This window comes from Clostridium sp. AF34-10BH (assembly GCF_003478095.1).
In the GTDB taxonomy this organism is placed as follows: domain Bacteria; phylum Bacillota; class Clostridia; order Lachnospirales; family Lachnospiraceae; genus Acetatifactor; species Acetatifactor acetigignens.
Genome location: NZ_QUEC01000003.1, coordinates 1 through 22483, shown reverse-complemented (window position 1 = coordinate 22483; position 22483 = coordinate 1). Strand labels below are relative to the sequence as shown.

18 protein-coding genes and 1 pseudogene are annotated in these 22483 nt (G+C 44.6%); 15 read left to right on the top strand and 4 right to left on the bottom strand.

Annotation, left to right across the window (positions count from 1 at the left end):
- Window positions 1-50: 50 nt before the first annotated feature.
- From DWZ61_RS03240 to DWZ61_RS03230, 3 genes are all read left to right on the top strand, one after another.
- Window positions 51-1745, top strand: a complete 1695-nt coding sequence (locus DWZ61_RS03240; protein ID WP_022312123.1) for a glutamine--tRNA ligase/YqeY domain fusion protein — start codon at window positions 51-53, stop codon at window positions 1743-1745.
- An 87-nt stretch (window positions 1746-1832) separates the two neighbouring features.
- Window positions 1833-2678: a DUF2225 domain-containing protein gene (locus DWZ61_RS03235; RefSeq protein ID WP_022312124.1), complete on the top strand. Its 846-nt coding sequence runs from the start codon at window positions 1833-1835 to the stop codon at window positions 2676-2678.
- A 9-nt stretch (window positions 2679-2687) separates the two neighbouring features.
- A complete protein-coding gene (locus tag DWZ61_RS03230) occupies window positions 2688-4094 on the top strand; it encodes a PLP-dependent aminotransferase family protein (protein ID WP_022312125.1) in 1407 nt (468 codons plus the stop codon).
- Window positions 4095-4113: 19 nt separating this feature from the next.
- Here the strand turns inward: DWZ61_RS03230 and DWZ61_RS03225 are convergent, their stop codons facing one another.
- Window positions 4114-4527: a hypothetical protein gene (locus DWZ61_RS03225; RefSeq protein ID WP_118537375.1), complete on the bottom strand. Its 414-nt coding sequence runs from the start codon at window positions 4525-4527 to the stop codon at window positions 4114-4116.
- 113 nt (window positions 4528-4640) lie between these two features.
- Here DWZ61_RS03225 and DWZ61_RS03220 point away from each other — a divergent pair, with 113 nt between their 5' ends.
- Complete coding sequence (locus tag DWZ61_RS03220) at window positions 4641-5279, top strand: TetR/AcrR family transcriptional regulator (protein ID WP_022312127.1); 639 nt, start codon at window positions 4641-4643, stop codon at window positions 5277-5279.
- A gap of 39 nt (window positions 5280-5318) precedes the next feature.
- Here DWZ61_RS03220 and DWZ61_RS03215 read toward each other — a convergent pair whose 3' ends face one another.
- Complete coding sequence (locus DWZ61_RS03215) at window positions 5319-6080, bottom strand: DUF6062 family protein (RefSeq protein ID WP_118537374.1); 762 nt, start codon at window positions 6078-6080, stop codon at window positions 5319-5321.
- A gap of 194 nt (window positions 6081-6274) precedes the next feature.
- Here DWZ61_RS03215 and DWZ61_RS03210 point away from each other — a divergent pair, with 194 nt between their 5' ends.
- The 4 genes from DWZ61_RS03210 (at window position 6275) to DWZ61_RS03195 (ending at window position 11397) form a co-directional block, all read left to right on the top strand.
- Window positions 6275-7621 carry an MBOAT family O-acyltransferase gene (locus DWZ61_RS03210; protein WP_118537508.1) on the top strand — a complete coding sequence of 449 codons (1347 nt, stop codon included), beginning with the start codon at window positions 6275-6277 and terminating at the stop codon, window positions 7619-7621.
- Between the two features lie 17 nt (window positions 7622-7638).
- Window positions 7639-8664, top strand: coding sequence for a GDSL-type esterase/lipase family protein (locus DWZ61_RS03205; RefSeq protein ID WP_118537373.1), 1026 nt, complete (start codon window positions 7639-7641; stop codon window positions 8662-8664).
- A 145-nt stretch (window positions 8665-8809) separates the two neighbouring features.
- The gene (locus tag DWZ61_RS03200; protein ID WP_118537372.1) at window positions 8810-10177 is read left to right on the top strand and encodes a uracil-xanthine permease family protein; all 1368 of its coding nucleotides are present in this window, start codon (window positions 8810-8812) and stop codon (window positions 10175-10177) included.
- 113 nt (window positions 10178-10290) lie between these two features.
- Window positions 10291-11397, top strand: a complete 1107-nt coding sequence (locus DWZ61_RS03195; protein ID WP_118537371.1) for a dipeptidase — start codon at window positions 10291-10293, stop codon at window positions 11395-11397.
- Window positions 11398-11503: 106 nt separating this feature from the next.
- On the opposite strand, the gene aroA is transcribed toward DWZ61_RS03195, so the two are convergent.
- Both aroA and DWZ61_RS03185 read right to left on the bottom strand, forming a co-directional pair.
- On the bottom strand, window positions 11504-12844 hold the full coding sequence (aroA, locus tag DWZ61_RS03190) for a 3-phosphoshikimate 1-carboxyvinyltransferase (protein WP_118537370.1): 1341 nt from the start codon (window positions 12842-12844) through the stop codon (window positions 11504-11506).
- Between the two features lie 814 nt (window positions 12845-13658).
- On the bottom strand, window positions 13659-13847 hold the full coding sequence (locus tag DWZ61_RS03185; protein WP_118537507.1) for a LysR family transcriptional regulator: 189 nt from the start codon (window positions 13845-13847) through the stop codon (window positions 13659-13661).
- A gap of 913 nt (window positions 13848-14760) precedes the next feature.
- Between DWZ61_RS03185 and DWZ61_RS03175 the strand changes: the two genes are divergently transcribed.
- The 7 genes and pseudogenes from DWZ61_RS03175 to DWZ61_RS03145 all read left to right on the top strand — a co-directional run.
- Entirely contained in the window at window positions 14761-16014 is a 1254-nt protein-coding gene (locus tag DWZ61_RS03175) for an ATP-binding protein (RefSeq protein WP_008400146.1), read from the top strand.
- A gap of 124 nt (window positions 16015-16138) precedes the next feature.
- Window positions 16139-16458, top strand: a pseudogene (locus DWZ61_RS03170) (GTP pyrophosphokinase family protein); the annotation flags it as partial.
- A 35-nt stretch (window positions 16459-16493) separates the two neighbouring features.
- Window positions 16494-18053, top strand: a complete 1560-nt coding sequence (gene cls, locus DWZ61_RS03165) for a cardiolipin synthase (RefSeq protein ID WP_118537369.1) — start codon at window positions 16494-16496, stop codon at window positions 18051-18053.
- A 197-nt stretch (window positions 18054-18250) separates the two neighbouring features.
- Window positions 18251-19684, top strand: coding sequence for a phospholipase D family protein (locus tag DWZ61_RS03160; protein ID WP_118537368.1), 1434 nt, complete (start codon window positions 18251-18253; stop codon window positions 19682-19684).
- A gap of 18 nt (window positions 19685-19702) precedes the next feature.
- Window positions 19703-20374, top strand: coding sequence for a response regulator transcription factor (locus DWZ61_RS03155; protein WP_118505714.1), 672 nt, complete (start codon window positions 19703-19705; stop codon window positions 20372-20374).
- Window positions 20374-21417 (top strand): HAMP domain-containing sensor histidine kinase, encoded by a 1044-nt coding sequence (locus DWZ61_RS03150; protein ID WP_118537367.1) that lies wholly within the window; start codon window positions 20374-20376, stop codon window positions 21415-21417. The genes DWZ61_RS03155 and DWZ61_RS03150 overlap by 1 nt, the downstream gene beginning before the upstream one ends.
- A gap of 33 nt (window positions 21418-21450) precedes the next feature.
- A partial coding sequence (locus DWZ61_RS03145) for an FUSC family protein (protein ID WP_147354668.1) occupies window positions 21451-22483 on the top strand: 1033 nt, incomplete at its 3' end.

Below are 22483 nucleotides of genomic sequence, written 5' to 3'. Positions count from 1 at the left end.
ATAAAGGATACGAAAACAGTATTAAGTAAACGAAAGGCAAGGACATTACCATGAGCGAGATCGAAAAGGAAATCGTAGATTCCGCAGAAGTAAAGGAATCGAAGAATTTTATAGAGCAGATCATTGAGAAAGATCTGGCGGAGGGCGTATACGATACTGTACACACCCGTTTCCCTCCGGAACCCAACGGATATCTTCATATCGGACATGCCAAGAGTATTCTGCTGAACTACGGCCTGTCCCAGAAATACAACGGCAAATTCAATCTGCGTTTTGACGATACCAACCCCACCAAGGAGAAGGCAGAGTTCGTAGAGTCTATCAAGGCTGATGTAAAGTGGCTGGGAGCAGACTGGGAGGACAGACTCTTTTTCGCATCCAACTATTTTGACCAAATGTATGAAGCAGCCGTAAAGCTGATCAAAAAAGGCAAGGCATATGTCTCTGACTTAAGTGCGGAGCAGATCCGTGAATACAGAGGAAGCCTGACCGAGCCCGGCAAGGAAGATCCCGGCAGCACCAGAAGCGTAGAAGAGAATCTGACACTGTTCGAGGATATGAAGGCCGGCAAATACGAGGACGGCACTAAGGTACTGCGTGCCCGCATCGATATGGCCTCTCCCAACATCAACATGAGAGATCCCGTCATCTATCGTGTGGCACATATGTCTCACCAGAATACCGGTGACAAATGGTGCATTTACCCTATGTACGATTTCGCGCATCCCATCGAGGATGCTATTGAGGGCGTGACCCATTCCATCTGTACGCTGGAATTTGAGGATCACAGACCCTTATATGACTGGGTGGTAAGAGAACTGGAATATCCTCATCCTCCCAAGCAGATCGAATTTGCAAAGCTGTACCTGACCAATGTGGTGACCGGTAAGCGTTATATCAAGAAGCTGGTAGAACAGGGCATCGTGGACGGCTGGGATGATCCCAGACTGGTATCCATCGCAGCACTGCGCAGAAGAGGATTCACACCGGAATCCATCAAGAAGTTCGTAGAATTGTGCGGTATCTCCAAGGCACAGTCTTCCGCAGATTATGCAATGCTGGAGTATTGTATCCGTGAGGATCTGAAGGCAAAGGCACCCCGCATGATGGCTATTCTGGATCCTGTGAAACTGGTAATTGACAACTATCCCGAAGGACAGACGGAGATGCTGCCTGTAGTTAACAATCCGGAAAACGAAGCTCTGGGCAGCCGCGAGGTTCCCTTCGGCAAAGAACTGTATATTGAGAGAGAGGACTTCATGGAAGAGCCTCCCAAGAAATATTTCCGTATGTTCCCCGGCAACGAAGTGCGCCTGATGAGTGCTTATTTCGTAAAATGCACCGGCTGTGTCAAGGATGAGAACGGAAAAGTCGTGGAAGTACATTGTACCTATGATCCGGAGAGCCGCGGAGGCAACAGCCCCGATGGACGTAAAGTAAAGGGAACGATCCACTGGGTAAATGCAGAGCAGTCTGTAAAAGCACAGGTGCGCCTGTATGAGAATATCATCGATGAAGAGAAGGGTGTATACAATGAAGACGGAAGTCTGAATCTGAACCCCAATTCTTTGACCACACTGACAGAGTGCCGTCTGGAGCCTGCATTTGCACAGGCACAGGCGTATGACCGCTTCCAGTTCGTAAGACAGGGCTTCTTCTGCGTGGACTACAAGGATACCAAGCCGGGAGAACTGGTATTTAACCGTATCGTATCTCTGAAGAGTTCTTATGTACTGCCTAAGTAAGCAGTAGGACAACCGATAAGGGGAATTGGGAAAGTTGTATTCGTATTGTCACCGGGAATGGACAGTACAAAAGAAAAGGAGAGACATATGTCGGACAAATTGTTTGGACTGGCCGGTCTGGGTCTGGATGACCTGGAGAACATGAACATTTACGGACAGGATAAAAAAGAAGAGAAGGCAGCAGCCGAGGCCCAAAAAATAGAAGAAAAGGATCTGATCTTTGACAAGACATTTACCTGTCCTGTCTGCGGAGAAGATTTCCCGGCGAAGATCATGAAGACTGGAAAGGCAAGACTTTTAAGTACCGATCAGGATCTTCGTGCAAAATACGAAGGCATTGATGCGGTGAAATATGATGTTATTCTGTGTCCGCATTGCGGCTATGCAGCACTGAACCGGTATTTCAACAGCCTGAATAAGGTTTATATAAAGCTGATCAAGGAAAATATTAGCAGTAAAGTGCAGCTGCATACCTACGATGACGATATTTACAGCTATGAAGAAGCCATTGAGCGCTATAAGCTCTGCCTGGCCAACGCTGTGGTAAAACGGGCCCATGCCAGTGAAAAGGCTTATATCTGTCTGAAGAGCGGATGGCTGATGCGTGGTTATCAGGAGCATCTGGAAGAGTCCGGGGATACGGATATGGCCAGACTCCGGGAAGTGAAGACCATGGAGGAGACTTATCTGAAGAACGCTTACACTGGTTTTACGGAGGCCCTGCAGACCGAAGGATTCCCCATGTGCGGTATGGATGAGATCACGGTAGAATTTCTGATTGCGGTACTTGCTGCCAGATTCCAGAAATATGATGTGGCCAGCCGTATGGTAGCCACGATCCTGACGTCCCCTTCCGCCAATGCCCGGACTAAGGACAAGGCAAGAGAGTTAAAAGACCAGATTCTGGAAGAACTGAAGAACCAGAAAAAGTAGGATAACCGTATGTATGATATGACGATCCGGCTGCGTACAGACAGTGACAAATGTCTGTACCAGCAGATATATGAGCATATACGACAGGAAATCAGGGAAGGGAAGCTTCTGGCAGGAGAGAGGCTTCCCTCCACGCGTTCTCTGGCAGAATATCTGCAGGTGGCGAGAAGCACTGTGGACTATGCCTACGACCAGCTGTTAAGCGAGGGATATATCGAGGCACGACCTTATAAGGGCTATTTTGTCTGCCGTCTGGAAGGGATATTTGCCATGGAACCGCGGGAAGAGAACGAACCGGAGCCGGACACTTCAGGAGAAGAATCTGTTCCGGAAGAGGGATGCATTGATTTTTCTCCTTATGGTATTGATATGAACGGTTTCCCTGTGGGCGTATGGAAGCGGATCACGAAGAATATTCTGAATGACAACAACAGTGACCTGTTTGCGCAGGGAGAACCTCAGGGAGATTATGATCTGCGGCTGACCATCAGCCGGTATCTGCATTCTTCCCGGGGGGTGAACTGCCGCCCGGAACAGATCATTGTAGGAGCAGGAAACGATTATCTGCTGTTGCTATTGGAGAAAATACTGGGCAGACATGTGGGCATTGCCATGGAGAATCCCACGTACAAGCGGGCATACCGCATCTTTGAATCTTTTGCCTATCGCATTCACACGGTAGACATGGATGATAAGGGAATGCGGGCGGACAGACTTTCGGGACTGCCTGTCAGAGTGGCCTATGTGATGCCTTCCCACCAGTATCCCACCGGTGCGGTCATGACCATCGGCAGGAGAGCAGAACTGCTTCGCTGGGCGGAAAGGGAGCCGGATCGTTATCTGATCGAGGACGATTACGACAGTGAATTCCGGTATCGGGGCAAGCCTATTCCTTCCCTGCAATCTTCCGATGAAAAGGGAAAAGTGATCTACATCGGTACATTTTCCAAGGCTATTGCACCGGCAATCCGTGTCAGCTATATGGTATTGCCGGGGGATCTGCTGGATATCTACCGCAGGGATTGCTCTTTTTATTCCTGCACGGTGTCCAGAATCGACCAGAGGATCCTGAATGAATTTATCCGGGACGGGTATTTCGAGCGGCATCTGAATAAAATGCGGATGCGCTACCGGGCCAAACATGACCTGCTGTTGGCCGGGCTGGAACCGTTTAAGAAGCAGTTTGTGATCTCCGGGGAGGATGCGGGACTGCATCTTCTGTTGACAGCGAAAGGGAATGTCACGGAACAGGAACTGTTGGAGAGAGCAGCGGCGGAGAAAGTGAAAGCCTATGGGATGTCAGAGAATATGGTGGAAGCCACAATGCGGAAAGCTACCGTGCTGTTGGGCTTTGGAAGTATTGATGAGGCGGAAATGCAGGAAGGTCTCAGACGCTTGCAAAAAGCATGGCTCTGAGACCTTCGAAATAGAACGATTATTCTTCATTTACGGGAGGCTCTTCGTCCTCGGCATCTTCTTCATCGAAGAACTCTTCCACGTCTTCGACGGTCTCGCCCTCTTCGCCGGATAATCCGGTAGCCTGATCGGTGAGCGGTGTGAAATCAGATGCCTCTGCGGAAGCGGGTGCCGCCTCTGCGGAAGCCGGTGTGGACTCTGTGCCTGTCTCTTCCTTCGGGGCAGAGGTCTGCACGGGTGTATTCAGAGGAACATAATTGCGGGAGAACTCGGTACTCTTGTCCAGATCCTCGTGGAAATCATCATAATCATCATCTGCATCGGAAGATTCCTTCAGCTGAGAATCTTTCTGTTGCATATAGTAGTAAGCAGCTGCGGCTGCGGTACCTACTGCTGCGGTAAACAGCAGAAATTTGCCAAATTTTTTAGCCATAGGGTTGCTCCTTCCATGTTGTAGTGTATGTAACTGGTCTGAATTTCATGCATATGCCCATACAGTTACATAATAAACCTTATTGATGAAAATGAAAAGGGATATGTTGCGATATGAATGAGAAATTTTTTGATTTAAAAAAAGAAAAACAGGACCGGATGATCAATGCAGCTCTGAAGGTATTTGCCCTGAACGGTTACCGTCATGCCAGTACGGATGATATCGTGCGGGAGGCAGCCATCAGTAAGGGATTATTATTTCATTATTTTGAGAACAAGCTGGGAGTCTATGCTTTTGTCTATGACTACAGTGTACGGTATCTGTTGCTGGAATTGTCCACAGCGGTAGATGCGAAGGAGACGGATCTGTTCACTCTGATGCAGCAGGTGGAGACCGGGAAAATGCATGCCATGTGCGGCTATCCTTATCTGCAGCCGTTCCTGAACCGGGCACAGGCAGAGAATGTCAATGAGGCACTGGTGGCGGTAGAAGAGCGAAAACAGCAGATGGAAGAGGCTTATGAGAATATTTATGCCAGAGCGGATCTGGGAAAATATGCGGCTGCGGAAGACGTGGTGAAACTTCGTAAGATGATGGAACTGACCATTAAGGGATTGATGAATGAGAGAATCCTGGAAGATGCCTTTCAGCCGGAGATGCTGTATGAGGAAATTCTGGAGTATCTGCAATTAAGCAGAAGACTGGCGGAACGGTCCGGACAGCCCTCTGACGAAGAAATTACGGAAAAATAGCATCATAATTGCATCGTATTTTTGAATAAAATTTTGTGGTTATTTAGACATCTTATAGGCGGGATCTGCGGGATATCCGCCTTTTAATTTCTGCATACCGCGCTGGATGGCATCCCTGGAGCTCTTCCAGTCGGCGTCTTTGTTGCGATAGTCGAATTTTTCCACCAACCAGGAGATGTCTTCGGAAATGCGCTGCATGTTGGATTCCATGACCGGCAGCAACTGATCGTAAAAGTCCTGTTTTTCCTTATCGGAAAGCTTGCGGTCAGCGGCTTCGCAGAGATCGCCGAAGTGGGGCAGGCAGAAGCCTTTGCCGTTTATAACTTTATTGCGGAAGCTTTCATCATTTTTCCACAGGTAGAAAAAGGTGTCCAGATATCTGGCGTAGGTATCTTTATACTGGGAACAGATATAGCAGGAATCCTCTTTTGCACGGACCCACATGCCGATGGTATTTTCATTGCCTTCGACTTTTTTGAATTTACCCAGGAGAGAGCTTTTGCCGGGGCGGAAGGAGGCAAATTCCTGCTGCATTTCCCGGATCATGCGCTGGTAGTGGGTCTTTAAGATCCAGGCATTGCCCAGAGTATTGCCGTAGTCGAACATTTTCTGAAAATGATACCGGCAGAAGCCTGCTTTGTCGGTTTGTTCGCGGATGTCCGCTTCCATATAAGAGGAACCGGAGCCTAACACGAAATCCAGAAGATCCTGTTCAATACTGCGGTGGATAAAGCAGAAAGGGCATTCGTCCTGTGCATTTACGGCATCGTTTAAAGGGATGGTATATAACTGTTCTTTCATGGAAAATATCCTTTCTCGGGCGCAGCCCTGTGGTGTTAAAACTATTGTAAACGATGCGGTGAAAAATTGCAAAAAGATTAAGCAGTTGTAAAATTCTGTCATTTAAAATTAAGAATTGTTTTGTTGTAATAGAAACGGTTTCAAGCTACTATGATAGTAAGACAGATAAACAGAAATAGAAAGATGTGATTTTTTTGATATTCAGCAGCATTGAATTTCTGCTGTGGTTCCTGCCGATCTTTCTGATCGTCTACGGGATCACACCTCGCAAATGCAGGAACCTGACACTGCTCGTGGGAAGCATTGTTTTTTATGCCATGGGAGACGTCAGGTATCTTCCCCTTTTAATGATATCTATATTGTGCAATTATTTTCTGGGTCTTCATCTGGCAAAACGCAGTCCTAAGACGTTGTGGCGGAAAAAGCTTCTGCTGATCCTGACACTTGGCGCGAATCTGGCGGTACTGCTCTGGTTCAAGGACTGGGGAGGCTCTGTGGGGCTGCCGCTGGGGATCAGCTTTTACACCTTCCAGATATTGTCTTATCAGATCGATGTGTACCGGGGAGAGGTGAGCAGGGAGTATTCTTTTTTGAAGTTTGCTACTTATGTGATCATGTTCCCGAAACTGATCTCCGGACCGATCACAAGATATGGCGATATCTCGGACAGCCTGACGAAGCGCACTTTCACGGTGCGGAGGCTGGAAGACGGTATGAAGCTGTTTATTCTGGGACTGGCGGCCAAGGTGCTACTGGCAGACCGGGTGGGAATCTTGTGGCACGAGGTGCAGGTGACCGGATTTGAAAGCATCTCGACACCGTTAGCATGGCTGGCAGCCATCGCCTATTCCATGGAGATCTATTTTGATTTCTGGGGCTATTCCCTGATGGCCATGGGACTGGGCCGGATGATGGGGATCGAACTGCCGGCCAACTTCCGCAGACCCTATATGGCCAGAAGTGTCCGGGATTTTTACCGCAGATGGCATATGACGTTGGGACAGTGGTTCTGCCGATATGTGTATATTCCGTTAGGCGGCAGCAGACAGGGAGAGCTTCGCACGATTTTTAACCTCCTGGTGGTATGGATGCTGACCGCTTTCTGGCATGGTGCCGGCTGGAACTTCTTCTGCTGGGGCGGACTGCTCTGGATCTGCATCGTACTGGAACGGCAGCTGGGCAGATTAAAATTTGTACATAAAATGAAGGTACTGCCGCACATTTATCTGTGGCTGGTCATCCCAATGAGCTGGATGTGCTTTGCTATCACGGACCTGTCACAGTTACAGGTCTATCTGGATAAGATGCTGTGGCTGGTACCGGGCTTCAGCGGCGGTTACGAGGATGCCTGGAAGGCACTCAGTACCTATGGAGGACTGCTTCTGGTCTCCGGACTGGCCTGCACACCGGTCATTGAGAAACTGTACCATAAGTGGCAGGATAAGCTGCCGGTGAAGGTGCTTCTGGCGGGGCTCTTCTGGTATTGCATCTGGAGACTTTTATTAGAAGGAAATAATCCTTTTATGTATTTTAGCTTTTAGGAAAAGGTCATTATGCAATGAATCATGCAGAAAATAAAAATATTTGGTCGAAAATGAAGGAAAAATTGCATAAATACTCCTTTTTGGGATGTCTTTTGCTGGCGGGAATTGTATTCTTTACCTGGACGGATAACTGGCAGGTATATACGGAACCGCTGCAGGAGACCTATACGAAAGGAGTGCTTCTGGTGGAGCAGCTGGTGGAAGGAAAATGGCCGGGAATATCCGGGGAACAGAGTGATGCAACGGGATCCGTATCCGGCAATGTGCCGGGGGAAAACGTACAGACCGGAGATACAGTGAGTGACGGGAACCAGACGGATCAGACGATGGGTACGGTGCAGAGTCCCGTTACGGGAGAAGAGGCCGCAATGCCGGAGACCACCGGAACAGAGACGCAGGATCCCGCCGCGACGGTTCCTGTGGAAGAGATACCGCAGGAAGTGGTCTATCACACGGTGGATGACAGTTATTTTGATGATGCGGTATTTATCGGGGATTCCCGGACGGTAGGCATGTATGAGTACGGCGGACTGGAGGAGACGTCCACGTTTTATGCTTCCACCGGACTGACAGTCTACAAGATGTTCGACAGTGCCATTGTATCGGTGCCTGGACAGAAGAAAAAGATCACGGTGGAGGAAGCCTTGTCGGAGAAGCAGTTTGCCAAGATCTATCTGATGATCGGTATCAACGAAATGGGTACCGGTACGGTGGAATCTTTTATGAAGGCTTACGGGGAAGCGGTTCAGCATTTGCAGGAATTGCAGCCGGATGCGGTGATCTATCTGCAGGCCATCATGAAAGTAACAACGGAACGCTCCGAACAGGGGGACTATATCACCAACGAAGGAATCGAAGCCAGAAATGCAGAAATCGCAAAGCTGGCGGATGACCGGAAGATATTTTTCCTGGATGTAAATCCGCTGATCTGTGACGAGACCGGTGGAATGGTGGCTTCCTATACTTATGACGGTGTGCATCTGAAGGCACAGTATATTCCTATCTGGCTGGATTTCCTGAAAGAGCATGCGGTGGAGTGATTTTCCTCTTGACTGTAGAACGGTGAAAAGCTATCATGTAACTAATAGAGTCACATAGGTGAGGGCAGATAGAGGACTATCTGCCCGAATTTATGCGACGAAAAATAGTTACATGTTCACATGTCTATGACACAGGAGGAGAAAAATGAGCGAGAAGACTACACTCGGCGAAAACGGCATTTACGATGCCAGATCCTTGGGCATGCCCAAGATGCTTCTGCTGGGACTTCAGCACATGTTCGCAATGTTCGGTGCCACCATTCTGGTACCCATGCTGACAGGTCTGGATGTTTCCACAACACTGTTATTTGCAGGTCTGGGAACTTTACTGTTCCATCTGCTGACCAAGAGAAAGGTACCCGCATTTCTGGGTTCTTCCTTTGCATTCTTAGGCGGTTATGCCGCGATTGCCCCTATGGCAGACGGAGCGGACAATTCCGCACTGCTTCCTTATGCCTGCTTCGGCGTGGCCTGCTCAGGTCTGCTGTATCTGGTATTATCCCTGTTAATCAAGATCTTCGGTACCGGCAAGGTAATGCGTTTCTTCCCGCCCATCGTAACCGGCCCCATCATCATTGCCATCGGTCTGACCCTGTCCCAGTCCGCTATCGACAACTGTTCCGCAGACTGGCTGATCGCAGTGGTTGCTATCGCACTGGTAGTGATCTGCAATATCTGGGGTAAGGGAATGGTGAAGATCGTTCCGATCATCATCGGTGTTGTCGGTTCTTATGTGCTGGCAGCTATCTTAGGCCGTGTGGATTTCGCACCCGTTGCGGAGGCTGCATGGATCGGACTTCCCATCCACTGGAATGAGACTGCTTTCTGGGCACTGTCCGATGGTAACACTTCTCTGTTAATTACTTCCGTGATCACCATTATGCCGATCGCACTGGCTACCATGGTAGAGCATATCGGAGATATCTCCGCTATTTCTTCCACTGTTGGTATCAACTATATCAAGGAGCCCGGATTACATCGTACGCTGTTAGGTGATGGCCTGGCTACCATTATTGCATCCCTGTTCGGCGCTCCTGCAAATACCACTTACGGTGAGAACACCGGTGTACTGTCTCTGACCAAGGTATTCGATCCCAGAGTTATCCGTATTGCAGCAGGCTTCGCTGTACTGTTCTCCTTCTCCCCGAAGGTAGCAGCATTGATCGGATGTATGCCTACTGCTACCTGTGGTGGTGTATCTCTGGTACTGTATGGTATGATCTCTGCAGTCGGTGTTCGTAACATCGTAGAGACTCAGGTAGACTTCACCAAGAGCCGTAACGTTATCATCGCCGCTCTGATCCTGGTACTGTCCATCGGTATCAACTACAGTGCAGCAGGTGCTATCGCATTCCACATCGGAGAGATCACCATCAGCCTGTCCGGACTGGCAGTTGGTGCACTGACCGGTATTATCCTGAATGCAGTACTGCCCGGCAAGGACTACAAGTTCGATGAGGACAAGCCTGATGACACCGGCGTATGCTTCGCAGTAAAGGGTCAGGAGAACTAAGACATTTTTTGCGGAAAACAGCATAAACTGAACAAAGAAAGTAAGAGGGAGTATTCATGGCAGGAACATAGAGCTGTGGATGCTCTCTTTTTCATAGGGGATCAGGAGAAAACATGAAGATCATAGATATGCATTGCGACACCATATCCGAACTGGCGGACCGGGGCGGGGAACTTTGGAAAAACAGCGGCCATCTGGATCTTAAGCGGATGCAGGAGAGCGGATATCTGTTGCAGAATTTCGCCCTGTTTGTGGATATCGGAAAGTGCACACCGACACCCTGGGAGCGGGTGTGTGCTCTGTATGAGGTCTACCGGACGGAGCTGGAGAAAAACAAGAACCGGATTGTCCCGGTACTGTGCTATGAAGACATTTTGAAAAATGAAGCCTGTGGGAAACTGTCGGCACTTTTGACGGTGGAAGAAGGGGCGGTCTGCGGCGGAAGTCTGGAGAGGCTACGGGAACTGTATGACATGGGGGTGCGGATGCTGACGTTAACCTGGAATTATCGGAATGAACTGGGGTGGCCAGCCACGCGTCGGTGTCTGGGGCAGAGCAGGGGCGACGTAGATGAGAGACTAACGGAGAAATCTGTTCAGGAGAAAATACCGGGAACCGGGAGGAGCAGCTGTGCGGGGGAAAATCCGACAACGGCGATAGAGACGGAGAAAGGTGAGACTGGGATACGTGGATCCGATGGCAGGGATGCGGCGTGTGGTCTGACGGAAACCGGCCGCGATTTTGTCACAGAGATGGAGCGTCTCGGAATGATCCCGGACGTCTCCCATCTGTCGGATGCCGGCTTTGACGATGTATGGGAATGTACGAAGAAGCCCTTCGTGGCAAGCCATTCCAACGCAAGGGCTGTATGTCCGTCCCTCCGGAATCTGACGGATGACCGGGTCCGCAGACTGGCGGAGCGGGGCGGCTGTATGGGACTGAACTATTATGATAAATTTCTGGTGGATGGCGGAAGCAAAGATCCAGAGGTGCTGTGGGAAGCACTGATACGGCAGGCAAGACATATCACTGATGTCGGCGGTATGGAAATACTGGGTCTGGGCAGTGACTTCGACGGCATCCCCACAAATCCGGCTCTTCCCGGTGCGGAGGCAATGCCGGTATTGTGGGACAGACTAAAAACAGCCGGCTTTACGGAAAACCAGCTGGATGGGATTTTCTGGGGAAATGTGATGCGGGTATATCGGGATGCTTTGTGAATTGTACGTGAAAAAGGAGCCCACGCATGGGCTCCCCTGGCTGTGTACCTCGCAAGCAACACAGCGCAACCACTTATAGTTTATGTGAGTACGGATGATTCTATTCCTACATTTCGATTATCTTCGCAATCACCTGATCCAGTACTTCAAAATAGTTCTCGAAAGTTTTGCGGCAGCATCCGGGATCGTCGATCACGATACCTTCGGCCCGGAGCCCAGTCAGGGCAAACCCCATAGCCATGCGGTGGTCGTCGTAGGTGGCTACGGTACAGGGCTTTGGCGTCCCCGGATAGATGGTGATGCTGTCCTGCGTCTCTTCGCAGCGGATGCCCATACGGGTCAGTTCTGTACAGATGGCATGGATGCGGTCACTCTCCTGGAAACGGATGTGCCCGATGCCTGTGATACAGGTGGGGCTGTCGGCAAACGGTGCGATGGCTGCCAGTGTGATCGTCTGATCGGAACAGGAGGACATGTCCGTCGTGATACCGTGGAAAGCGGGAGCCTGTGATCCGGCGTCCGGCAAACCGGCAGGAGGCAGCAGGAGGACGCCTTTTTCCGTATCCTGTGCAGTACATCCCATTTTTTCTAAGATACGCAGGAATTCCACATCTCCCTGCAGACTTTCAAAATGCACATGCTCTACACAGACCGGGATTCCCAGTAACGGTACCATCGCATAGAAATAACAGGCGGCAGAGACATCCGGCTCAATCTGATAATCCAGTGCACGATACTTTTGACCGGTGCAGATACGGAACTGATCTGCGGCGGGATGTTCCACCCTGACACCGAACTGCTCCATCATTTTCCGTGTCATTTCGATATAAGCCATACCGTGGGTACCTTTCAACCGGATCGTGAAATCCTCCGCGGATAAAGTGGAAGCGATCAGCAGGGCACTGAGAAACTGACTACTGTGTCCGATATCGATGGAAATATGATCCTGTCTGAACCCGTGGGCTGTCAGAATAAAGGGAAAATGTCCGTCTTCCCTTTCGCAGGTGATCTCACAGCCAAGCTCTTTCAGAGAGGATAAAAGCGGAGCCATGGGACGTTTGCGCATCTGTTCGGAGGCATCCATATGGAAGATTCCTTCAGAGACACCCAGGGTAGCCGTCAGAAAACGGGCTGCGGTCCCGGCACTGCCTACATTCAGGGAAGCATCGGAGCAGGGGATTTTTCCGCCCAGGCCCCTGACAGTGACCACGTAGCTGTCTTCATCCACTGTTGTTTCGAATCCCAGATCCTGTACACACTGCAGAAAATGCCTGGAATCATCGGAGAACAATACTCCGCGCAAGGTCGATTCGCCATCTGCCAGCATAGCCAGCAGGAGACTGCGGTTCGTGATACTCTTCGAACCCGGCACCCGGACTGTCAGAGGAGCAGTTGTTTTTTTCATTTCATTATATATAGTAGGAACGCGGTAAATTTTATCTGCCATGTAGTTGAGTGGCTCCTTTTAATTTAATATATTTTTATATTACAATAGTCCCTATTTACATTTGTGTGTCTGATGTATCAACAGTATAATTATACATTTCACGAATTGCGTATGCAATTAGAAAATCAAGTAGTCCAAATTCAAATACAATACCATAAGGCTTTCCAGATAATCTGGGAAGCCTTTTTATATTCATAGGGTGCATTTAAGGGTATGAATTTTGTTTATGCAAGGAGGTTCATGCCATGGCACTCACCAATAAAGAACTGCAAGATATTTTAGATAACCTTACACCAGAGGAACAAAAACAGCTCTATCATCAACTAAGTAGGAACATATCAAATACAGAACCTACAACACCTCTACAATCAAATAAGCATCCTGTGTCAAAAGAAAACAGCAAGGTTTATTGTTGTATCAAGTGTGGTTCAGTCAACTACAAGAAAAATGGATATACCAGCACAGGTATGCAACGATACCGATGTAAAGATTGTAATAGTTCATGGTCTGAAAATTATGGAGACAGTCTTCGATACACTCATCTTTCAGAGGACACATGGAAAGAAATGTTAAGAGGCTTTGTAGAGGAACTATCAATATCAAAGATTGCAAAGAATTGTGACTTATCTACAAAAACAGTCTGGCTGGCAAAGACTAAGGTCAACCAAGCCATAATGACCATGTATGGATATACAGAATTGTTTAGAGGAAATACACAAGCAGATGAATATTACACTCGTACAGCCTTTAAGGGGAAACGTGACCCAGAGTTTTTCATTTATATACTTCGTAGGATGCCAAGACACCATTACACCTATTCTCCTGCTGGTGTCAGTGAGAAGGTCCGGTTATGTCTGTCAAGAAGTTTTACCCCAAGCTCCTGTTCCAGCTTTTTTATCTGTTGGGAAATAGCTGATTGGGAAACATTACATTTTTCAGCAGCCTGATAAAAGTTCCCTGTTTCAATGATAGCCTGAAAATATTCAATCTGTCTAAATAGCATAGCGGAACTAATCAGGTGATAGGTAACATTTACTTCAGGATCAGTTAGGGGAATCCGTTTCCGTCCTTTCAGAGTCTGCTCTGAGCCGGGTGTTTTACTGCTGGAAAAACATAATAATGTGGAAGTCCTGACCAATTCTTCAAACTCAAATTCATCCGTCTGTATCAGAAAGCGGGATGCTGGCATTTTGCTCTTTACCAGATTTGTCCAGAAACCGATTTCATCACGAAGAAGGCAGTTAAAACCGTTAAGCTGTGAAAGACTCAGCTGAGAATATTCCGCCAATTTGTGTTCTTTCGGGATACAGACATAGAGCTGCTCCTTAAGATAAGTAGTAATTTTAAGTGGTATTATGATACAGTCCTGTTTATGGCAGGGCTGTATTTTTTATGGAAAGATGGAATGCGGATTTTGTCATCATATATTGTCTGAATTTGCGTTTTCCCAATCAAAAAAGGAAACCCTCGTTCAATCAGAAAGCAATATCAGCAGGCGAGCCATTAACAATGAATAAAGCTACAGAATAAGGGAAGGACTGCCGGATGTGGTATTTCACAGTCTTCGTCATACGAGTATACTTGTCTGAGGAGTTTCATCAGCTGGCAGTCCAGAAGAAAGACTCATAATCTTCTTCATAAAATGTGCCCCCTTTCATTCATACAACGTAAAAGACTAACGAACATATTTAATGAAACATCGAAACCATCTTCTTTTTGTTGTTTACCTATAATAACGATTGGAGTAGTCGATTATAGACACTGCAATCAAAAAAATCTGAAAATATATTTATCAACATTACATAAAAGTGTGTAGATGCACATAAAATGGGAATGTATATTGAAATTCACGTCGTTCTGTGATAGAATCTCATTGCTAAAAAGTGTGCAGATGCACGGAAAGGGGGAACGTAACGATGGAGATTAAAAGAGACGCTTACCTACAGCAGCTGACCCTGCGAAAAGATAATGGAATGATAAAGGTGATTACCGGCATTCGTAGATGTGGCAAATCCTTTTTGCTGTTTACCATCTTTAAGAGATACTTACTGGAGAACGGCGTTGATGTTGATCATATTATTGAGATTGCATTGGACGGTATTGAAAATGAGGAACTAAGAGATCCTAAGGTGTGTTTCAAGTACATCAAAGATGCTATGAAAGACGATGGCAAATACTATCTGCTTCTTGATGAAGTGCAGTTTATGTCACAATTTGAGGAAGTGCTGAACAGCCTGCTCCGCATGAGCAATATTGATGTGTATGTCACCGGAAGTAATTCCAAGTTCCTGTCCAGCGACATTGTGACCGAATTCCGTGGCAGAGGTGATGAGATTAGAATCTACCCTCTCTCCTTTGCAGAGTTTTATTCTGTCTATGACGGCGATTATGATGATGCATGGGATGACTACATGATCTACGGAGGATTGCCGCAGATCGTAAGTTTCCAGAGCGAACGACAGAAAGCGGACTATCTGAAGAACATCTTTGCAAATGTCTATCTGAAGGATGTTATTGAAAGAAATAAGATTCAGAACGTGGATGAGATTGGGATTCTGGTTGATGTGCTTGCATCTGCAATCGGCGCACCGACCAACCCTTCAAAGATTGCCAATACCTTTGCCAGTGAGCGCCAGATGACTTATGCTAATAAAACCATCTCCAAGCATATCGACTATTTGACAGATGCCTTTTTGATTTCCAAGGCAAGCCGATACGATATTAAGGGCAGAAAGTATATCGGTGCAAATCTGAAATACTACTTTACGGATCTGGGACTGAGAAATGCACGTCTGAATTTCAGACAGCAGGAGCCTACTCATATCATGGAGAACATTGTTTATAACGAGCTGTTGATCCGTGGCTACAATGTTGATGTGGGTGTCGTGGATATCTTCGATAAGGATAAAGAGGGCAAACGTGTTCGCAAGCAGTTGGAGGTTGACTTTGTGGTGAATCAAGGAAACCAGAGATACTATATCCAGGTTGCATATGACATGACTTCGGAAGAAAAACAGACGCAGGAGTTCAATTCTCTGCGTAATATCCCGGACTCTTTCAAGAAGATCGTCATTGTAAATGGCAGCAAAAAGCCTTGGAGAAATGATGAAGGTTTTGTCATCATGGGAATGAAGTATTTCTTGCTGAATGCGAATAGTCTGGAATTTTAAGTCGATTTGAGTTGTTGCTGTGGTGTTGTTCTATTTCAAAAAAGAGTGAAAATAAAAGAATTGTGCGCTACTATTGTCCAAGAAAAAAACTCATTGACATATTTCAATCTATTTAGGAGGATAACAGGATGATATTAAAGTTATTGAAATAAAAGATTATATAAAAAATCAAAAATCGAATGAAGCTATCATATGATTGTTGAAATACCAGTATTTTTTGCTAAGGGTAAAACACCTATGCGTGTAGAATTACAGATTCGAACCAATGGTATGGATTTCTGGGCAACATTGGAACATCAACTTCGCTATAAAAAAGGAATTGAAGAAATGCCTGGCTATGATGAGATAAGTGAAGAATTACTTCATTCTGCAAGAGCTATCATTGAAGCAGATAATGAAATGCAGAGAATAAAAGACAAAATTGGTATGTTCTACGAAATTTAGGGAGAAAACTGAGCAAGTAGGAAGGTGGAATATATATGAAACAAGATACTTTAGAGGGCAAAGCAAAAACAAAAAATGGTGTAAAACGGCTGTGTTTTTCCATAATCTGCATTCTTCTGGAAGTGATTTTTATTATTACTATCGTAACACGCTTGAATGAATATGCAGAAATCATAAATTTATTTACAAGGATTTTGAGTGGAATCTTGGTTTTGGGATTGTACGCATCAAATAAGACATCCTCTATGAAAATGCCCTGGGTCATCTTAATTCTGATTTTCCCAATTATGGGTGTAGGCCTGTATTTGTTGATTGGTTTGAATGGTGGCACACATAAAATGCGTGAGCGATATGCAGAAATTGATAGCAAATTGTTACCAATGCTTCCGGACAGTCAGGAGTGTTTGAGCAGAATAAAAGAAACAATTCCGAAAGCAGGAAATATAGCAAGTTACATACAAAGAAATTCGCAGTATCCAATCTATCAGAATACGGATATTGTGTATTTTGATGAAGCAGTGAAAGGATTAGAGGCACAGCTTAAGGATTTGGAGAAAGCACAGAAGTTTATCTTTATGGAATATCATGCGATAGAAGACGCTGAAGCATGGCATAAGATTCAAGATGTTCTGGAAGAGCGAGTAAAAGCAGGTGTGGAAGTTAGAGTATTCTACGATGATATGGGTTCTATAGGCTTTATTAACACAGATTTTGTGAAAAAAATGGAGGCAATAGGAATTCATTGCCGTGTATTCAATCCGTTTATGCCAGGTTTAAATCTGTTTTTGAACAATCGTGATCATAGAAAAATAACAGTTATTGATGGAAAAGTCGGATTTACAGGTGGATATAATCTAGCAAACGAATATTTTAATTACACACACCCGTATGGACAGTGGAAAGATACAGGTATTCGTTTAGAAGGAGATGCTGTTCAGTCGCTTACGGTGACATTTTTGGAAATGTGGAATGCAGTAAGTGATAAGGATGCTAATGATTCTGATTTTAGTAAATACCTTTTCCACTATGATTATGCGGCACAGCAAACTGGGTTTGTTCAACCTTATGCAGACAGCCCTATGGATAATGAGCAAGTAGGAGAAGAAGTTTATATCAGTATGATAAATAAAGCTGAAAAATATTGTTGGTTTATGACTCCATATCTAATCATAACAGATGAAATGACGCATGCGTTATGTCTGGCTGCTAAGCGAGGGGTAGACGTAAGAATTATCACACCTGGTATTCCTGATAAAAAATTCATTTATAATATAACTCGTTCTTTTTATCATGGATTAGTTAAACATGGTGTTCGTGTTTATGAGTGGACTCCTGGTTTCTGTCATGCAAAAATGAGTGTGGCAGATGACTGTATGGCAACTTGTGGAACAATTAATTTGGATTATCGAAGTTTATATCACCATTTTGAAAACGGCTGTTTTATGGCAGATTGTCAGGCAGTTGTGGATATAAAAAATGATCTGATAAGAACGATGGGAGAATGTCGTGATGTGACAGACCAATATCAAACCGGACGAAGTGCATATTTGCGACTGGGACAATTATTTATGAGATTATTTGCTGGATTGCTATAAGAATCTGATGAAACGACCTTTCAAAAAACAGTTGATTTAGAAGTTAACTGTTTTTGAAAGGCCGTTTTTGCTATATCTAACAGTCTGTTGTACAAAGAAGATTTTGCATGGATGAAAAAACAAACCTTGTTGAGGTTAAATTGAGATTGACTTTGTATTGTATAAGTATGAAATAAAAAGGAATCAGGTGATGTACAATGAAAAAGCATAAAATATGTAAAATCCTTCTTGTTATACTGGCAATTTTTTTATGTGTGGCTTTTTATGAATTGCTCGGAATCTGCGTTGCATATAAAAAGCAGCCGGAAGTGTCCAATACAACCAAAAAAGAAACAAAAAATGGGTCATGGAACGAATGCAGTGAAAATACAGAACGGGCAGTAATCATAGAAAAGAATCCAGAAGCGCTTTTACAAAGAGTGCGTTTGATCAAGAATGCAAAAAAGGAAATTATTCTTTCTACTTTTGCATTTCAATCCGATGAAAGTGGAAAATTGATTTTAGGAGCACTGCATGATGCGGCAGACAGAGGTGTACATATTCGTCTGTTAGTAGATGGAATGGAGAGCTGGATTGATATGGAAGGAAATCCGTATTTCTATGGATTATCTTCCCATGAGAATGTTGAAATTAAACTATATAATAAGGCCAATCCGTTGAAACCATGGAAGATGATGGGTAGAATGCATGATAAATATTTGATTGCAGATGGTAAGACATATATTCTTGGGGGAAGAAATACATACAATTATTTCCTGGGTGATTTTCCGGGACATAAGAACTATGACAGAGACGTGTTAGTGGTTTGCGATGAACCTGAGAAAGAAAATTCAGTTAACCAGTTGTTAGAGTATTTTGAAACGATATGGGAACAAGAAGACAGTGGTTATTTTCATGACAATAAAAAACTGGCAAATAGACAATCTGTAAAGAACGCAGTTTTAGAGCTGCAGAACGGCTATCAGAAATATTTTGAAGAGAATAAGGAAAGAATCTGCGATACCGATTACACGGACGAAACTTTTGAGACAGAAAAGATTGCATTAGTGTCAAATCCTATTCACACAGGTCCCAAGGAACCAGTAGTCTGGTATCAACTGGGAGAACTAATGAAAAATGCAAAAGAGCGCGTGAAAATTCATACACCATATATTATCTGTAATGATATGATGTATAATACATGGAAAGAGATTGCGGAGAGAGTTCCGGATTTTTCTATCATGACCAATTCGGTTGCCAACAATGGAAATCCGTTTGGTTCTGCTGATTATGCGAGAAACAGAAACAGAATTTTAAATACAGGAATTGATATCTGGGAGTATGAAGGCGGCTATTCTTACCACGGAAAAAGCATTCTGATTGATGATGATCTATCCGTAATCGGTTCCTTTAACATGGATATGAGAAGCACGTATCTGGATACGGAACTGATGCTTGTAATACGTAGCAAAGAGATTAATAAACAGTTGGAAGAAGGCATGATGGAATATGAAAGAGTGTCCCGACAGGTATTGGAAGATGGAACCTATCGTGATCCGTATCATGTAGAGCCAATTGAATTGACAAAGAAGCGTCAGAGAAACATACTTTTGGTACAGCATCTGCTTGGATGGGCAAGATATCTGTTCTGATAAAGGAGGAAGAAGATCGTGTTTCAAATATTGATTGTAGAAGATGATAAAGAATTAAGCCAGCTATTCCAAAAAGTGCTTGAGAAGAATGGATATCAGGTCAAAAGTGCATCGGATGGAGCACTGGCATTAGAAATATTGGATAAAGAGTATATTGATCTGATCATTTCCGATATTATGATGCCGGTTATGGATGGTTATGAACTGGTGTCGGAACTCCGTTCAGCAGGATATCAGATACCGGTACTTATGATCACTGCGAAAGGTTCCTTTGATGATATGCGCCAGGGATTTCTTTCGGGAAGTGACGATTATATGGTAAAACCGGTAAATGTGAATGAAATGGTTTTAAGAGTCGGAGCACTGCTTCGCCGTGCACAGATACTGAATGAACACAAAATTGTGATCGGTTCAACAGAGTTTGATTATGATGCAATGACGGTTATAACTGATAAGGAAAGTCTTGTTTTGCCTAAAAAAGAATTCCTGCTTTTATATAAGCTTGCAGCTTCGCCAGGCAGAACATTTACAAAACAACAGTTGATGGATGAAGTATGGGGATACGAGACGGAGGCAGACCCACATACGATAGAGGTACATATAGGAAGAATCAGAGAGCGTTTGAAAGATAACCCTGATTTTGAAATCGTAACAATGCGTGGAATTGGATACAAGGTGGTGAAAAAATAATGGAACAAAAGAAAGAAAAAGGATTGCGGATCCGATCCTGTCTGACTGGTGCAATCTGGCTGGCACTTGTATTTTCAACAGTCATATCTGCTTTATTATTTGCTTTTTTGAATCATTTTTTTCATCTGCCGGGCAGCATACCTGTGCTTGGCTGGCTTTTGATTTTCAATACATTGATTGCAGGGCTGATCACTTCCTTTATTAATGCAAAGTTACTGGAACCAATTACCAGACTTAGTAAAGCAATGAAGGAAGTTTCTCGGGGAGATTTTGAACAGCATTTGGAAACGAACAGCCGTATAGCAGAAGTTGGAGAATCTTATCAGAGTTTTAACGTTATGACAAAAGAACTTCGTGCAACAGAGGTGCTGCAGATGGATTTTGTATCTGATGTTTCTCATGAGTTTAAGACCCCGATCAATGCCATTGAAGGGTATACAATGCTTCTTCAGGGAGAGGAACTGTCTCAGGAGCAAGAGGAATATGTAGAAAAAATCCTGTTTAATACCCAAAGGCTTTCCGGATTGGTTGGAAATATTTTGCTGTTATCCAAGTTAGAGAATCAGAACATACCAATGAAAAAAACAGAATATCGTTTGGATGAACAGATCCGCCAGGCATTTCTTTCATTGGAAACAAAATGGACAGAAAAAGAAATTGGTTTTCAGGTAGAATTGGAGGAAGTTAAATATACTGGGAATGAAGGACTTTTTATGCATATCTGGATAAATCTTTTGGATAATGCGATTAAGTTCAGTCCTTCAAAGGGGACAATTACGATGTTTCTGAAACAAGAACAGGATTCTGTTAAGTTCATTCTGGAAGATGAAGGACCAGGAATAGAGGATGATGTAAAATCCAGAATATTTGACAAGTTCTATCAGGTAGATGGATCTCATAAAGCAGAAGGAAATGGCCTGGGTCTTGCACTTGTAAAACGGATTGTAGATAGTGCCGGAGGAACAATCAAAGCAGAAAACCGTGAATATGGTGGATGCAGATTTGTTGTAGAGCTGCCAAAGCAGAAAGATGAGATTATATAGTTTTATGATAAATTAGAAGATGGGAGGATTTATATGACATTTTATCAGGAGTTGCAGTTAAATCAGGCAGGTTCTAAAAACCTGTTGAAAAAGAGTGAAACACTAAAAGAAAAATTATATCATATGTGGGTATATCTGGTGAAGATAGCTGTTACAATGGCATTTTGTTTTTTCTTTGTTAGTATTTTCAGCATCCTATTTGGAAAGGAGAACAGCATTGTAGGTGTAGTAGTCTTATTATGTCTCATGGTGTTTAGAAATGCGGATCTGGGGATCCACATCGGACAATCTACGATGCTTTTGGCTTTGTTCTTTGTAATTATGACTGTATGTCCGCATTTAGCAAATCAGTTTTCACCGGTATTGGGAATGCTGTTAAATATTGCGGCACTGGCTGTGTTGATTCTGTTCGGATGCCATAATCCATTCATGTTTAATCAATCTACATTGGTTCTTGGGTATCTACTGCTATATGGTTATGATGTTACGGGAAAAAGCTATCAGATGCGATTAGTCGGAATGGCTTTAGGTGCAGCACTTACCTGCTTCGTATTTTATCGAAATCATAAAAACAGAACTTATAAAAGAAATCTGAAAGATCTGATACAAGAATTTGATATCACTTCTTCCAGAACAAAATGGCAGATATGTCAGATTTTATGCGTACCGATTGTCCTTTGCATTGCAGAACTTTGTAATATGCCACGTGCAATGTGGGCTGGTATTGCGGCCATGTCCGCGATTTTGCCGTTTATGGAAGATATGCACTACAGAGTCCGTAAAAGGATTGTCGGAAATATTGCAGGTGTTATATGTTTTACAGTATTATATTTTCTGCTTCCTTCGTCAATCTATGCATATATAGGAATTCTTGGTGGAATCGGTGTAGGATTTTCAGCACAATATGGCTGGCAGGCAGTATTTAACACATTTGGTGCTTTAGCCATTGCTGCAGAGACTTATGGACTACAAGGAGCGGTTAGTCTTAGAGTGATTCAAAATGTTTTTGGTGTTGTGTTTGCTTTAGCATTTTGTGTTATATTTTATTGGTTTATGTCTAAAAAAA

What these genes read in the sequence shown, in the direction of transcription:
- DWZ61_RS03240 (WP_022312123.1), top strand. Translation starts at nt 51, where the DNA reads ATGAGCGAGATCGAAAAGGAAATCGTAGATTCCGCAGAAGTAAAGGAA.
- DWZ61_RS03235 (WP_022312124.1), top strand. Translation starts at nt 1,833, where the DNA reads ATGTCGGACAAATTGTTTGGACTGGCCGGTCTGGGTCTGGATGACCTG.
- DWZ61_RS03230 (WP_022312125.1), top strand. Translation starts at nt 2,688, where the DNA reads ATGTATGATATGACGATCCGGCTGCGTACAGACAGTGACAAATGTCTG.
- DWZ61_RS03225 (WP_118537375.1), bottom strand. Translation starts at nt 4,527, where the DNA reads ATGGCTAAAAAATTTGGCAAATTTCTGCTGTTTACCGCAGCAGTAGGT.
- DWZ61_RS03220 (WP_022312127.1), top strand. Translation starts at nt 4,641, where the DNA reads ATGAATGAGAAATTTTTTGATTTAAAAAAAGAAAAACAGGACCGGATG.
- DWZ61_RS03215 (WP_118537374.1), bottom strand. Translation starts at nt 6,080, where the DNA reads ATGAAAGAACAGTTATATACCATCCCTTTAAACGATGCCGTAAATGCA.
- DWZ61_RS03205 (WP_118537373.1), top strand. Translation starts at nt 7,639, where the DNA reads ATGAATCATGCAGAAAATAAAAATATTTGGTCGAAAATGAAGGAAAAA.
- DWZ61_RS03200 (WP_118537372.1), top strand. Translation starts at nt 8,810, where the DNA reads ATGAGCGAGAAGACTACACTCGGCGAAAACGGCATTTACGATGCCAGA.
- DWZ61_RS03195 (WP_118537371.1), top strand. Translation starts at nt 10,291, where the DNA reads ATGAAGATCATAGATATGCATTGCGACACCATATCCGAACTGGCGGAC.
- aroA (WP_118537370.1), bottom strand. Translation starts at nt 12,844, where the DNA reads ATGGCAGATAAAATTTACCGCGTTCCTACTATATATAATGAAATGAAA.
- DWZ61_RS03185 (WP_118537507.1), bottom strand. Translation starts at nt 13,847, where the DNA reads ATGCTATTTAGACAGATTGAATATTTTCAGGCTATCATTGAAACAGGG.
- DWZ61_RS03175 (WP_008400146.1), top strand. Translation starts at nt 14,761, where the DNA reads ATGGAGATTAAAAGAGACGCTTACCTACAGCAGCTGACCCTGCGAAAA.
- cls (WP_118537369.1), top strand. Translation starts at nt 16,494, where the DNA reads ATGAAACAAGATACTTTAGAGGGCAAAGCAAAAACAAAAAATGGTGTA.
- DWZ61_RS03160 (WP_118537368.1), top strand. Translation starts at nt 18,251, where the DNA reads ATGAAAAAGCATAAAATATGTAAAATCCTTCTTGTTATACTGGCAATT.
- DWZ61_RS03150 (WP_118537367.1), top strand. Translation starts at nt 20,374, where the DNA reads ATGGAACAAAAGAAAGAAAAAGGATTGCGGATCCGATCCTGTCTGACT.